The sequence below is a fragment of the Methanolobus halotolerans genome (assembly GCF_004745425.1).
GTDB lineage: Archaea > Halobacteriota > Methanosarcinia > Methanosarcinales > Methanosarcinaceae > Methanolobus > Methanolobus halotolerans.
Map to the genome: position 1 here is coordinate 1 of NZ_PGGK01000004.1, position 13,189 is coordinate 13,189.

Genomic DNA, 13,189 nt, shown 5'->3' on the forward strand with positions numbered 1-13,189 from the left:
AATGGCAATAGCCCTGTTTGTGTCTTTTGCAGTTTGAACGATCGATTTAGTTATGCAGTGGTTGATATCTTTTTTAAAGCGTCTTTCGTTACCACTTATTTTCTTGAGATGCCTTTTAGCAGAGCGGGTTCCTACACTTTGAAGTTTTGCTTTGAGATTTGAGTAACGTTGTCTTACTTCCGTGCATTTCTTCCCGGAAAATATTTCACCATCTGAGGTTGTGGCTATGTTAACTATTCCCATGTCAACTCCTATGACTCCTTGAGGGTCTATCGGGTTTGCATCAGGAACATCCACAACCACCATGAGATAGAAGATATTGTTATGGTAGATGAGGTCTGCCTGTCCTCTTACTCTTTGCATGTTGAGTTGACGATATTCTCCGTATTTTATAGTAATACGTTCTCTACCTCCAAGTGTCAGGATTGAGATTTCATCGGTTGACTTGAAGGTTAATATTCTCTGGTCATAGACTACTGCACCATGTTTTTTGAATCCATGTTGACAAGTTTTATCTATTTTGTAGGATTCTGCTACTTTACCCACTGCTCTAACTACCATTTGAGAAGAAAGGTTGAATTTATCCCTTATTTCGTAGTATGCGACTTTGTGGATTGCTACTTTTCCGAAAGTGTGATTAGTCCATGCAATGTTAGAAATATAGTTACATGCTTCATTGAAGCGTTCCATAGTTTCCAATAAGGACCTATGCTGATATTGATCAGGATATAATTTCACTTTCATAGTTAGAAGCATACATAGAACATATGCATCTATACCATATATATTTTTGTTAAGAATTGACGCATTCCTCCACCGTTTAAAAACGGTGGTCTCCTGCTCTAGTTCAGATGAACTTTTTGTGGCAAAGTTACGTCAAAATTGCCACATTTGCTTATTTTAATCGGGTAATTTAGAACAGTACGCTGATATATATCAGTGACAGATTGCTGAAAGATACACGAACATTGAAATAAATGCATAAATATATATTAAACTTGTATGTATTTTACATAATGCATTGTTCCTGCGTAAGGGAAAATCCTAACCTGATAAACAGAAGTGCCAACTTTAATGCAATCCTCAGATGTCTTGTATTGGCATCTATCCTGTTACTGCTGGTGCCCACCGCCCTTGCAGACAACCCCGGTACTATTATAAAAGTAGGTGTTTTCCAGAGTGAGCCCCTTGTCATTATTGAACAAAGAGGAGAAGTGACAGGGCCCTATGCATACATACTGGAAACAATTGCAGAGAATGAAGAATGGGAATTAAACTACATTCAGGGTTCATGGGAAGAGAACCTTGAAAGACTGGAGAACAATGAAATTGACATCCTGATAGCTGTCCCCTATTCACCGGTATCGGATGAAAGGTATACCCTCACAAGCGAAGGCATTACCACAATATGGGGCATTGCCTATACACATAAGGGTTCCGGCATAAGTTCCATAAAGGACCTCAGGGGAAAGAGGATAGCTGTTGATGGTTCGGATATGTTCTACACGGACCTGAATGCCAGTCTTACCAGTACAAATACAAATTATCAGTTTGTGGAAGTAGACAGTTACAGGGAAGTACTTGAGCTGGTAGACCAGAAGCAGGCTGATGTGGGAATCGTTTCAAACTTATATGGGGATACTTTTGAGGATGAATATGCCATATCCAGAATGTCCTTAGTAATAGCTCCTACTGAAATGGTCTTTGCTCTGCCTAAGAACGCAAGCATACAAATGGTCGAAACCATCGACTTAAGTGTCAAAGAATTAAAAGAGGATGCTGGATATATTTCCTATTTTCCTCAAAACAGCCAGCTCACACACATCAATACCTGGGAAAGTCCCACCTGGCTCACACTCACAGTAGGCATAGGTGGTGGCCTCCTTCTACTTTTCATAATTCTGAGTTTTGTTCTGAAAAATAAAGTAGAGACAAAGACATCGGAACTTAACTCAAAGAATCAGGAGCTGGAGGTACAAGTAAGAGAAAGGCTGGCTGCTGAGAAGAAACTGAAATTATACTTTGCCCAGCTCAAACATTCCAACGAGTTAAAGGACCTTTTTACAGATATTCTCAGGCATGATCTGATAAATCCTGCCACCGTGATAAAAGGATACGTGGAATACCTTCTCGAGGATGAAGAAAATGTACAGAGGACCACAGCTCTGAAGGCGATCGAGAGGAATAACCTGAAACTTATAGAAATGATCGAGAATGCAGCAAATCTTGCCAAGTTGGAAAGTGTTGAAGAACTGAGTTTTGAAGAGATGGATATAGGCAATATCATAGAGGAAGTTGTGCAGAACCTTCAGCCCAGGGCTGATGAGAAACAAATTAAGATAGAGTTCAGGCCGGGAGGAGATTATCCTGCAAAGGTAAATAAAATAATAGAAGAAGTATTCTCCAATCTCATTGCAAACAGTATAAAGTACTCATCCGAAGGAACCATCATCGAAGTAGTCGTGTCCAGGTGGAACAACAATGGATGGAAAGTATCAATTATAGACGAGGGTGAGGGCATTTCAGATCATGACAAGCCCCTGATATTCAATCGCTTCGAACGTGCAGGGAAACTGAATATTAAAGGATCAGGATTAGGGCTGGCTATCGTAAAGCGTATCGTGGAACTGCATGAGGGCGATGTCGGTGTAAAAGACAAGCCTTCAGGAAAAGGAAGTGTTTTCTGGGTCACATTTCATCAGTGAGATCCAGCATATATTTCAGTAGAGATCGGCCCTTCTGTCCTTTAGAACAGTTATCACTTCCCTGACACCTGATGTTTCTGCCGTATCCACATCATATATCAGGATAGACTCCTCTTCTCCTGCTTTCACTTTTATTTCACCCGAAGCATCAACTATCATGGAAGTTCCGAAAAAGGAAGTGTCAGGATCACTGCCTGTGCGGTTGCAGGCAACATGTGGCATCTGGTTCTCTATTGCCCTTGCCCTGACAAGTGTCTGCCACAGTTCCCGCCGGGGTTTGGGGAATTCGGCAATGGTTACAAGAATGTCAGCACCCATCAGGGAAAGTTTCCTTGCCACCTCAGGAAACCTTAGTTCATAGCATATCTGAAGACCGATAGTAATGTCTTTACTTTGCAGCTTTATAGGAGAAATAACATTACCCGGAGTGAAATATTGCTTTTCCTTGTTGAAAGGGTGAGTTTTCCGGTAGGTACCTGTGATGACTCCGGCCTCTATGCAAAAACCCAGATTGAAATATTTCGTTCCTTCTTCTGATGATTCGCTCTCAATGACAGAAGATACAATGATACATCCATTTGTCCTGCTAAGGTCCGAAAGCAATTCTAATGTCGGGCCGTCCCTGGCCTCAGATGAATCAGACATATGTTCATAGCAAAAACCTGTGGAGAATACTTCTGGTAATACTATTATCTCAGCACCCTCTGAGACTGCCCGCCCGATCATGGAAAGGGCTTTTTCGATATTCTTCTCTTTCCGGCAGAGACAGATATCGGTCTGGATGCAGGCAATTCGCACTTTGGTCATAGGCAATGTTCCGTCTTTTGGTTCTCAGCTTTATCCGAAGTCGGCAATAGTTGTCCTCTTAGTTCTGGGAGTAAGACCACTCATGTCCAGGGACAACCTGAGCATCTTTACCAGTAAACAGTTGGCATCTTTGATAATATCACTGCTCATCAGATCTGCCTCATATGCAGGATCAGCAGGGGGTATAATTATCTTTGTTATGCCTGAGATATATTCCCTGATGTTTTCATTACGTGATTCTCTTATCATATGTCCGGGACGGGAAAGATAATCACTTATATTCTTGGAGGTAAAACCCATTTTGAGAAGTTCCTCTTTGAAAACAGGCCTGTCAAGTATGCTGGTAATAACATATACGGTAAGAGGTAAACCGACATTCTGGTCAAAATGTTTTATTTCCCTGGCAATCAATGCATATACATCGGCCTGTGGATGATCCTCTTTTCCATCGATCATTTTATACACTTTGGATGGCGGGATGTTAACTTCATCAAGTATCTTCATATCCCTGAGAGCACGCAGATAACCGGTCATTACCAGTCGATGTTCATTTACACCGATCTCTTTCAACTCTCGGGTAATGGCGCTTATAGAAAGCTGTTTACCTTCCAGAATTTGATTTATACTAGAATGGAGATTTTCGGGCATGTTTTTCTAGCACCAGTATTGATAACAAACTTGGATAAACCTATCGGTTAAATTTTTTTCAAAACTGAAGATGAGGTAATTATAAGAACAATAACTTACATTAAAGACAAATCCTGTTGGCTTATTTAGCTAAGAAAAACAGGAAATGATAATCTTACTGGTGATGTTTTTTTATGATTTGGTCCATAGAGGCATCTGGAAGTTATCTGGAACTGACTCATTTAAGTATGAGGATACAAATCAATTCATATATACATACCTGTCGGCAGATTTGATATTGCTGAACCATCAGATGAATCAGATACGGAGATCATTGGAGAAAACCAGATGCACGTACACAATTTCACCAAAACGCCCACCAAGCCCGTGGAAGTTATTGACAGATCCATAAGTGAATTAACCGATGCCATGCAATACACCGGATTCCAGGGGAGGAAACTCGCAGAATCCGTGAAGGTATGGGAGAATATGTTAAAAGATGACGGAACTACCATTTTCATGGGACTGAGCGGAGCCATGGTGCCTGCAGGAATGCGTAATGTAGTAAAATACCTCATCGAGAATCACATGATAGACTGTCTTGTGAGCACCGGCGCAAACATCTTCCATGACTGCCACGAAGCCCTGGGCCTGAAACATTATGTGGGTTCACATCTTGCAAACGATGAAGAGCTCTTTGGACATGGAATCGACAGAATATATGATGTGTTCGCGTATGAGGGCGAGTTCAGAGATACCGATCATTTCATTGCCAATTTTGCAAAGCAACATAATGGTAAGAGTTATTCATCCCGCGAGTTCATACGTCTCCTGGGTAAGGAAATATCTGAAAAAGGTAACACGGATTCGATAATTGCAAGTGCTTACCTGAACAATATCCCTGTATTCATACCCGCTCTTTGTGACAGTTCCATCGGAATCGGACTGACCATTGCAAGAAGAAACGGCATAAACATCAATATCGATCAGATAAAGGATGTTGATGAGATCACCCGGATGGTTGAAGCATCTGCTAAGACAGGTGTTATATATGTCGGAGGCGGCGTTCCGAAGAATTTCATCCAGCAAACAGAAGTCGTTGCATCTATTATGGGACATGACGTTGCAGGACATGAGTATGCGATACAGTTCACTGCGGATTCCCCTCACTGGGGAGGACTTTCCGGATGCACTTTTGATGAAGCGGTTTCATGGGGGAAGATTGCAAAGGAAGCTAAGAAGGTGCAGGTATTCGTAGATGCGACCATTGCGCTTCCGATAGTGATCCATGCACTTCATGAGAAAACAAACGCCCACAAACGAAACATTCCTTGCTTTGAGTGGACTGAGGGCGGGATAGATTTACATTTTTGAAAAAGTATGAAAACAAAACACATTTATTTATCAAAAGCCAATATTATAGGTACTAAATTACATTTATTTGGGCAAGCGACATCTCCCACATAGAACAACATACGGCGTGTTCCAAATGTGGTCATTACAGGTCCATAATATGAGGTAATTAAATGAGTAAACGAACAAGAATTATTAATGACCCCTCTGAACTCGTACCTCTGCTTCAAGTTTTTGGATCAAAGAGACATAAAAAAGTTTTTGATGAGTTACTTAATCTATGGATGACCAAGGGCGATCTGGAAGAGGTATTAGGCGCTGATGTCACACCCAGCATCAATATACTCAAAAAGAGCGGACTTATAGAAAGTCAGTGGCATATGCCGGAACCGGGAAAAACGCCTGAGAAGGAATATCGTACTTCATACTCAAAGGTGCAGACAAATTTTCAATGTACCTTTGAGGATATGAGTGATATAATCATGTTGACTTTCATGCCATATGAAGAAGTAAAAGACATCATAGAAGAACTTGAAAATCTTGTAGAGCAGGGAAACAACTCGATGAGCAGCCTTACAAGGGCATTGAACAAGAGTCCTTTGTACATACGTGCTGTTGCCAGACGTTCCGACAAACTGTCAGTGATGGGACAGAGGCTAAAGTTAATGGATGAGGAAAAGGAATGATAGAGCTCCTTCATAGCAAAAGTGGCATAACCAAGTTCCAGATACTGATAGAAGTGGCTGCGCACCAGCCGAATGTAAGGCAGAAGGAGATAGCTGAAAAGATAGGCGTCACCCCCCAGGCAGTTTCCGAGTACATCAAAGAACTTGTGGCCGAAGGGCACATCTATTCGGAAGGAAGGGTCCGCTATCGCATTACTAAACAGGGAGTGGAATGGGTACTTGAGAACGCCAATGACATGAAACGTTATGCCCGCTATGTGATGAGCGACATCATAAGCCACGTCTCAACCTGGACTGCCATAGCTGAAGAAGACCTTGAGAAAGGCACGAAGGTTTACCTTAAAATGAGGGAAGGACTCCTGTACGTAGGAACGCAAGAGGTGACAAGCGCTTCAGGTACTACGATCTCTGATGCCGAGAATGAGGAGGACGTTGGAGTAACAGACCTTATGGGACTTATTGACCTTGAGAATGCAAGTATAACCATCTGCAGGGTGCCCAGAGTGGAACGTGGAGGGTCTAAGAATGTTGATCTTGAGCGTCTGAGATCCCTGGCCAGGTCAAAAGCCTATATTGCTACTGTTGGTGTAGAATCCCTTGTTGCTTTGAAAAAAATAGGTCTTGAGCCAGATGTGATGTTCGGTGCCAAGGAATCTGTTATCGAAGCAGCATACCATGGATTGTCTTCCCTGGTGCTGGCCATCGATGAGGAAGTACCCATCATCCTGAGCCGACTTGAAGCAGAGAATCTGGAATATGAGCTTGTTGATCTGAGTATACAGTAAAGGACGTATTATAAAGGATTAGTAGAAGGGATTACGATAACATTGAGATGTATTCTTATTTCTGACACACATATTGAAGAAGGAAGCATTCCGCAGTATCTGTCTGCAATCATAGAGGATTATGATCTTATAGTGCACGCCGGGGATTTTACCTCCCTTGATTTTTACAAAGCCCTTGATTCCACCGGAAAGCTAAGAGCAGTACACGGAAATGCGGATCAGGATGAACTGAAAGGATTACTGCCGGAAGAGCTGGTCTTTGAGATCGAAGGAGTAAAAATAGGAGTAGTTCACCAGGGGGCTCTTTCTGTTGTTGATATGACACCCATGAAGTACAAGGCACTTGAAATGGGCGTGGATGTACTTGTTTTTGGTCATCTGCACAGGCCCATTATAGAAAAGAGTGATGTACTTCTGATCTGTCCCGGCTCACCAAGCAAGCCAAGGATGTCAGACCCCTGTGCAGTGGAACTCGTGATAGAGAATGGTTCAATAAACGCGAAGCTGATAGAGATTGAAGGACAATCGTGCAGCTACGTTGATTTCTCGAGGAAACTCGGGGAAAAATAAAAAAGTATCTTGATCTATTCCTTTCCATTTACAGTTTCTGTTTTGAACATTACGCTCATGCCTTTCAGAGTGATCAGAACCTTGTCACTAAAATGGACAATCTCATCCAGTTCTACATTGTCGCTCCAGTCATATACATAGTCATAGGCACCCTGGATCGGTTTGAAGCCCAGGGACATAAGACTCCTGTGTACTTCCGAAGGCATGGCACCTTCACTACTATACCAGAGTAGGAGATAGGTTTTCATTTAATCACCTTCAAATGATAGATGATGCAGAAACTTATGACCCTTTTGGTCATTGTTTTGATAACAGGAAAAATGGAAAAAAGTGCATATTTAATGCACCGATAGATTCCAATCTTATCAAAGTGTCTCTTTCAGCGACTTAAGGGCCTGTGAGACCATCGCATAATAATGTTTTACATCCGGATTGTAGTATTCCTTCGTCTTAACAGCGTCCGGAGAATCGCCATCAAGCTCTTTCAGACGCGCCAGGGTATTTTTAGCAGCGTCAACTACCCAGAGATCCCTTGTCTGCCCGTCGACCACAAAGATAGATTCCGGACGTACTGAAGTAAGAACATCCCCTTCCCCAGTGGTATAGGTGCTTGGTTTGCCGACAATTGCAACAAAGGCAGGAGTTTCACACTCTGCAAGGATCTGAGCGGCCTCCGGCTGGTATTGTCCTGCATATATCATGAAGGAACCGGTAGGGTCTATCACCCTGCCACGCCAGTACTCAGAATCACTCCCTATATCTTCTTTCTCAACCAGTGTACCGATTATGAAAATGCGGTTTACCCTGGCACCGGTCGGTGTAAGTAGATACTGTGGTGCATACTGGTCATCCCCGTCCTTATAGGTCAGATCAGATTCCCTGAACTCCTGGGCGAAGACCCTCCGTGCAACTTCCCTTGTATAACCTGCCATTTATACCACCTCTGCAGCATCGATAAGTTCATCCAGTTTTGCCTGATCGAGAACTGACATTTCATCGATCGAGTCCACCAGAAGGTATCTCTCTATCCGGGAACCGCTGACAGTGTAGTATTTACCAACAAGGGTCTTTTTCATTTCCTCAAGCACAACACCCTGGTCGAGAGCATCTGCCGCAAGAGAAATTGCGCTCTCAAGCGTTATACCGGTTATCTCCTCTGCAAGGTCTCTTTTAATAATGGCATCCTGGGTCGTTTCACCGTCATCCAGCACAGCCTTAATTCTGAGATCATAGATACCGTCAACCTTTCCATGCTCCATGCAGGCGCCCTTTGTGAGGGCCCTGTTGCACTCAGGACACCTTTTTATAAGTCCGGAGCCAGACTGGATATCCACCATGGCACCTGTGAACGTGGCTGTCGATGTTCCGACTTCCAGATCCTCATCGATGTCTTCAATAGAACTGCTCTTATTGAGATTGACCTGGAACTTACCATTCCATTCATTGATCACAACATTCTTGAAAAGATAACTCTTGCCTTCTTCAATATCCGGGAGTTCGGCACTTTCCCATTTTGTGAATTTGATTGCCCCGGTCTCATCTCCGATAAGACCTACCTGCGATATAGATTCGTGGGCGTTCTCCCAGAGCTGCACAACTTTGCCTTTTACATTGACCCATTTACCATCAACGTTCAGCTCGGAAACTTTTTTTAGGGGAGATTTTGACGGACCTGTATAGAAATTATTACGGGGAATATTGTATTCTTTCAAAAAGTAGTTAACAACACTTCTTCTTGCTTCCTCTTTCGGGACCTTGAACTTATTGACCATCTTGTCCAGTCTTTCTTCAATATCCTCGAGAGGGATCTCTACTCCTAATTCCGAAAACTTTGCGTTAATCTCTTGTGAAATCTCTTTCATTTTCAAACCTCAGGCCTCTTGTTTGTTCGTCTTTTTAGAGAGGCAAATATACTGTATGTAGTACTGGTATATATGTAAATAGTAAGCGGGGTGAAAGTATTTATGCTTTACAGAATACGGGTTTTCATATTTAAACATGAAATCATTCCCTGATTAGCTTTCTTAAAGAGAGTTTAAGTTTCCTTGCTTTTTTCTGAACTATACTACTCACACCTTCTGAAGAGAACGGTTTATATTTCTTGATAATTAATGCGGGACCTTCATATCTTCTGGCAAGCACATAAGGAATATCACCTATTAAAGAGAAACTGAACCTCCTGCTCGAATCACCCATTATCAGCAGATCACCGTCATCAAGGAAATCAAGAATTGCAGCTTCAGCTGATGGATTTTCCTTCAGATACGAGTTAACACTTAAGAGCGAACGGTCTTTGGTGATCTCCTCAAGATCACTAAGATAGTCAGCTTTCGTATCTTCATCCGTATTCGGCTTTATCACCCTTATAACATGAAGTGGTGCACCTGTATTCTTTGACAACCTTTTTGCAAGATGCATACCGTAAAGAGAGTTCTCCTTTCCATTATACGCAACAACTATTCGATTTATATTATTTGGGAGATATCCGCTTAGTACAAGAATATTGTTGTTTGCGGATGATAACACCTGGTTTGCAACAGTCCCCGGAGAAGGATGGAAACGATTGACCTCATGCCACCCTATTATAATGAAATCGACATTCTCGGCATCGGCCTGCTCAACAATGGAATTCGTGATACTGTGATCAAAGGATATTATATATTCTCTTTCATGACCAACTATTACGGGAAACTTCTCGAATTTCTCCCGGAGCACACTATCCACAGCAAGCTTTTTTGCATGGAATGCATCCTTTGCCGCCGTAAGACTGGTCTGCTGAGGAACTTTTATCACATTGAGCCCTATTATCGCGTCACCCAGATGGTCCGCAAGGTACAATAGATCAATTTCATGCCTTGGATTTGCCAGAGGCACAAGTATCTTGATCTTAGAGCTGTCTTTAAGGGGAGCGGGGTGGATATTGTTTTCCAGAACATCGAAAATGTTGTATTTAGGAAAAGCCTTTCCTTTGCAATAAGAATCATACCATACCAACCCCGCAATTATCACAAGCACTGCGAACACCATAGGCAAAATACCCATCGTAGGTAACAGAGATACACTGAAGACAATGCCTATGATCTGGGTATAAGGATAAAATGGATCTTTGAAGGAAGGTTTGTATCCTTCAATTGATCGTTTCCTCAGTATGATCACAGAGGAATTGATCAGAACAAATATCAGTATATTGAAAGTACTCCCGAGCTTTGCCAGTTGTTCCACATTGAATAATATCAATAATAACAGCATTATAAATCCCGTGACCAGGATAGCACGATAAGGAGTATCATACTTTTCATGTATTTCGACAAACCATCTGGGTATCAGGTCATCCCTCCCCATGGCAAAAGGAAACCTGGAAGAAGAGAGGATAGCAGCGTTAGCTGTAGACAGCGTGGCAAGTAAACCAGCAATCACGATGAGCACTTTCCCGGCATCTCCTGCCATCATCTGTGAAACATCTACCAGGGGAGTATAGGTATTGAGAGATTGCTCCAGCGTTAAAGTACCGCTTACAACGATCATAACCCCTACATAAATGAGAGTCACAACACCCACTGATGCAATCAAAGCACGTGGAAGATTCTTGGATGGTTCCTTCACCTCCTCCGATATAGCTGCAAGCTGCGTTATTCCAAGGAAAGAGATGAAAATAAGTCCGGTAGTAGCAAATACTGATTCATGTCCAAAGGGCATGAAAGGGGTGAATCGGTCATAATCGAACATAAAGAGACCTTTTATGATAAACGCAGTAAGGATCAGAAGCAGGAAAATAACAATGATATTCTGGAACGAACCGCTGCTTCGTGCTCCCCGGTAATTTATGAAGAGCAGAAACAAACCGGCACCTATAGCAGTTACCATGACAGGTATGGGAATCAGTACAAAGAGGTAATCAGCCAGACCTATAAGTGCAAAAGAACCTTTGAACACCAGTGCAAGCCATGCACCAAATCCGATGACTGCACCAAAAGCTGCACCCATGGCCCTGCTAATGAAATAGTAGCTCCCGCCTGCTTTCGGCATGCCGGTGGCAAGTTCAGACATGCTTATAGCGGTTGCCATCGAGATAATACCCCCCAGCAGGAAAGAAAGTATAGCTGCGGGGCCTGCTGCAGATATTGCCAGTCCGGGCAATATGAATATGCCCGCGCCTATCATGGTGCCTGTTCCGATGGCGAAGGTCTGAAAGAAACCCAGACTGCGTCCGAGACTTTCTTTAGTTCTGATTGTTCCCATTAGATACCCCATATTGAGTCGAAATATGCATCATGATAACCTGTAAAGAGTAACATAGTATAGTTAGGATTTAATTCGATTGATATTCGGATGGTAAATAGCAATTATGTTAATATGTAAGTGGTCAAATTAGTATAAAAAAGTCACTATATTCCATTTCATTTCCCAATGATCATTTCCCATGATGATTCTTCGTACTCACACCTAAATTATTCAGATTCCTGCCCTCTCGCACAATGTTTAAAATAGAAAAACATGATTAATGATACTTACGCAATAAAAAGCATATCTTAATGTAATGTAACTATAATTTGAGTGATACAAATGGTCTCAATTAGGGAAGAAGATGTAAAGATACCTTTAGACGTTCCCCTGGCAGTTCGTGAAACATACCTTCAGAATTATATGGAAATCACAAAGGGAACAGGGAGAATGATGCTTTTCGCCGGTGATCAGAAAGTTGAGCACCTGAATGATGATTTTTTCGGGGAGGGTATACCTGCGGACGATAATGAACCAGAACACCTTTTCAGGATCGCCTCTAAGGGCAAGATAGGTGTTTTTGCCACGCAGCTTGGCCTTATTGCAAGATATGGCATGGACTATGCTGATGTACCTTACCTTGTAAAGATGAATTCAAAATCACACCTGGTAAAAACAAAACAGATGGACCCCTTCAGCAATGAGTGGTATGACATCGAGCAGGTAGCTGAATTCCGCAAGAATAGCGGGCTTAAGATATTGGGAATTGGATATACGATCTACCTTGGAAGCGAATTTGAAGCGGACATGCTTAACCAGGCAGCACAACTCATATACAATGCACACAAATACGGCCTGATAACAGTACTCTGGATATACCCGAGAGGAGCTGCAGTAATGGATGAGAAGGACCCGCATCTTATAGCAGGGGCCACTGGTGTTGGTGCAACTCTCAATTCTGATTTCGTAAAGGTCAATTACCCCCGAAAAGAGGGCGAGAGATCCGAAGAGGTCTTCAAGGAAGCAGTACTGGCTGCCGGAAGGACAAAGGTTGTCTGTGCCGGAGGCTCCAGTGACGAATGTGAATCGTTCCTGAATAAACTGCACAAACAGATACACATAAGCGGCGCCCATGGTAATGCAACCGGAAGGAACATACACCAGAAAACACTTGATGAAGCCGTCAGCATGTGTAATGCGATCTATGCCATCACCATCGAGGATGCATCCGTAGAAGAAGCATTGAACATATACAGAAATAAGTAATCGCTTCAGGATACATCCATATCCTTTTTCACAGGATTTTAAATCACGGTTTTCAGTAAATGAGAACCGTTTGTTTCCTTATTTTCAGACGGTTGTATGCAACCCACCGTGGCAATGCCCGGGTTGAAAATACATAAAGAAGCAGTACGAATGACCGGGCCCTGCCAGC

Annotated in this window: 13 protein-coding genes; 6 read left to right on the plus strand and 7 right to left on the minus strand. The window is 42.5% G+C overall.

All coding sequences use genetic code 11. The features are described 5' to 3' along the window. On the minus strand, positions 1–690 hold a 690-nt coding region (locus CUN85_RS04545; RefSeq protein ID WP_235856216.1), incomplete at its 3' end, for a transposase. A 326-nt stretch (positions 691–1,016) separates the two neighbouring features. Here CUN85_RS04545 and CUN85_RS04550 point away from each other — a divergent pair. Next, positions 1,017–2,705 (plus strand): sensor histidine kinase, encoded by a 1,689-nt coding sequence (locus tag CUN85_RS04550; RefSeq protein WP_167848791.1) that lies wholly within the window; start codon positions 1,017–1,019, stop codon positions 2,703–2,705. Between the two features lie 15 nt (positions 2,706–2,720). Here CUN85_RS04550 and CUN85_RS04555 read toward each other — a convergent pair whose 3' ends face one another. Beyond that, the gene (locus CUN85_RS04555) at positions 2,721–3,512 is read right to left on the minus strand and encodes a nitrilase-related carbon-nitrogen hydrolase (RefSeq protein ID WP_135389152.1); all 792 of its coding nucleotides are present in this window, start codon (positions 3,510–3,512) and stop codon (positions 2,721–2,723) included. Between the two features lie 30 nt (positions 3,513–3,542). Next, positions 3,543–4,160 (minus strand): hypothetical protein, encoded by a 618-nt coding sequence (locus CUN85_RS04560; RefSeq protein ID WP_135389153.1) that lies wholly within the window; start codon positions 4,158–4,160, stop codon positions 3,543–3,545. Between the two features lie 327 nt (positions 4,161–4,487). Between CUN85_RS04560 and CUN85_RS04565 the strand changes: the two genes are divergently transcribed. From CUN85_RS04565 to CUN85_RS04580, 4 genes are all read left to right on the plus strand, one after another. Next, entirely contained in the window at positions 4,488–5,513 is a 1,026-nt protein-coding gene (locus CUN85_RS04565) for a deoxyhypusine synthase (RefSeq protein ID WP_135389154.1), read from the plus strand. 152 nt (positions 5,514–5,665) lie between these two features. After that, a complete protein-coding gene (locus CUN85_RS04570; RefSeq protein WP_135389155.1) occupies positions 5,666–6,178 on the plus strand; it encodes an ArsR family transcriptional regulator in 513 nt (170 codons plus the stop codon). Beyond that, positions 6,175–6,963: a DUF7839 domain-containing protein gene (locus CUN85_RS04575; RefSeq protein ID WP_135389156.1), complete on the plus strand. Its 789-nt coding sequence runs from the start codon at positions 6,175–6,177 to the stop codon at positions 6,961–6,963. The genes CUN85_RS04570 and CUN85_RS04575 overlap by 4 nt, the downstream gene beginning before the upstream one ends. 42 nt (positions 6,964–7,005) lie before the next feature. Continuing rightward, positions 7,006–7,533 (plus strand): YfcE family phosphodiesterase, encoded by a 528-nt coding sequence (locus CUN85_RS04580; protein WP_135389157.1) that lies wholly within the window; start codon positions 7,006–7,008, stop codon positions 7,531–7,533. A 14-nt stretch (positions 7,534–7,547) separates the two neighbouring features. Here the strand turns inward: CUN85_RS04580 and CUN85_RS04585 are convergent, their stop codons facing one another. The 4 genes from CUN85_RS04585 to CUN85_RS04600 all read right to left on the minus strand — a co-directional run bounded on the left by CUN85_RS04585 (position 7,548) and on the right by CUN85_RS04600 (position 11,772). Then, a complete protein-coding gene (locus CUN85_RS04585; RefSeq protein WP_135389158.1) occupies positions 7,548–7,781 on the minus strand; it encodes a hypothetical protein in 234 nt (77 codons plus the stop codon). Between the two features lie 117 nt (positions 7,782–7,898). Next, complete coding sequence (locus CUN85_RS04590) at positions 7,899–8,465, minus strand: RPA family protein (protein ID WP_135389159.1); 567 nt, start codon at positions 8,463–8,465, stop codon at positions 7,899–7,901. Beyond that, complete coding sequence (locus CUN85_RS04595) at positions 8,466–9,395, minus strand: replication factor A (RefSeq protein ID WP_135389160.1); 930 nt, start codon at positions 9,393–9,395, stop codon at positions 8,466–8,468. A 142-nt stretch (positions 9,396–9,537) separates the two neighbouring features. Next, positions 9,538–11,772: an amino acid permease gene (locus CUN85_RS04600; RefSeq protein ID WP_135389161.1), complete on the minus strand. Its 2,235-nt coding sequence runs from the start codon at positions 11,770–11,772 to the stop codon at positions 9,538–9,540. Between the two features lie 324 nt (positions 11,773–12,096). Between CUN85_RS04600 and CUN85_RS04605 the strand changes: the two genes are divergently transcribed. Beyond that, entirely contained in the window at positions 12,097–13,020 is a 924-nt protein-coding gene (locus CUN85_RS04605; protein ID WP_135389162.1) for an aldolase, read from the plus strand. The last annotated feature ends 169 nt before the right edge of the window (positions 13,021–13,189 follow it).

What these genes read in the sequence shown, in the direction of transcription:
- CUN85_RS04555 (WP_135389152.1), bottom strand. Translation starts at nt 3,512, where the DNA reads ATGACCAAAGTGCGAATTGCCTGCATCCAGACCGATATCTGTCTCTGC.
- CUN85_RS04550 (WP_167848791.1), top strand. Translation starts at nt 1,017, where the DNA reads ATGCATTGTTCCTGCGTAAGGGAAAATCCTAACCTGATAAACAGAAGT.
- CUN85_RS04595 (WP_135389160.1), bottom strand. Translation starts at nt 9,395, where the DNA reads ATGAAAGAGATTTCACAAGAGATTAACGCAAAGTTTTCGGAATTAGGA.
- CUN85_RS04575 (WP_135389156.1), top strand. Translation starts at nt 6,175, where the DNA reads ATGATAGAGCTCCTTCATAGCAAAAGTGGCATAACCAAGTTCCAGATA.
- CUN85_RS04605 (WP_135389162.1), top strand. Translation starts at nt 12,097, where the DNA reads ATGGTCTCAATTAGGGAAGAAGATGTAAAGATACCTTTAGACGTTCCC.
- CUN85_RS04560 (WP_135389153.1), bottom strand. Translation starts at nt 4,160, where the DNA reads ATGCCCGAAAATCTCCATTCTAGTATAAATCAAATTCTGGAAGGTAAA.
- CUN85_RS04600 (WP_135389161.1), bottom strand. Translation starts at nt 11,772, where the DNA reads ATGGGAACAATCAGAACTAAAGAAAGTCTCGGACGCAGTCTGGGTTTC.
- CUN85_RS04590 (WP_135389159.1), bottom strand. Translation starts at nt 8,465, where the DNA reads ATGGCAGGTTATACAAGGGAAGTTGCACGGAGGGTCTTCGCCCAGGAG.
- CUN85_RS04585 (WP_135389158.1), bottom strand. Translation starts at nt 7,781, where the DNA reads ATGAAAACCTATCTCCTACTCTGGTATAGTAGTGAAGGTGCCATGCCT.
- CUN85_RS04565 (WP_135389154.1), top strand. Translation starts at nt 4,488, where the DNA reads ATGCACGTACACAATTTCACCAAAACGCCCACCAAGCCCGTGGAAGTT.
- CUN85_RS04570 (WP_135389155.1), top strand. Translation starts at nt 5,666, where the DNA reads ATGAGTAAACGAACAAGAATTATTAATGACCCCTCTGAACTCGTACCT.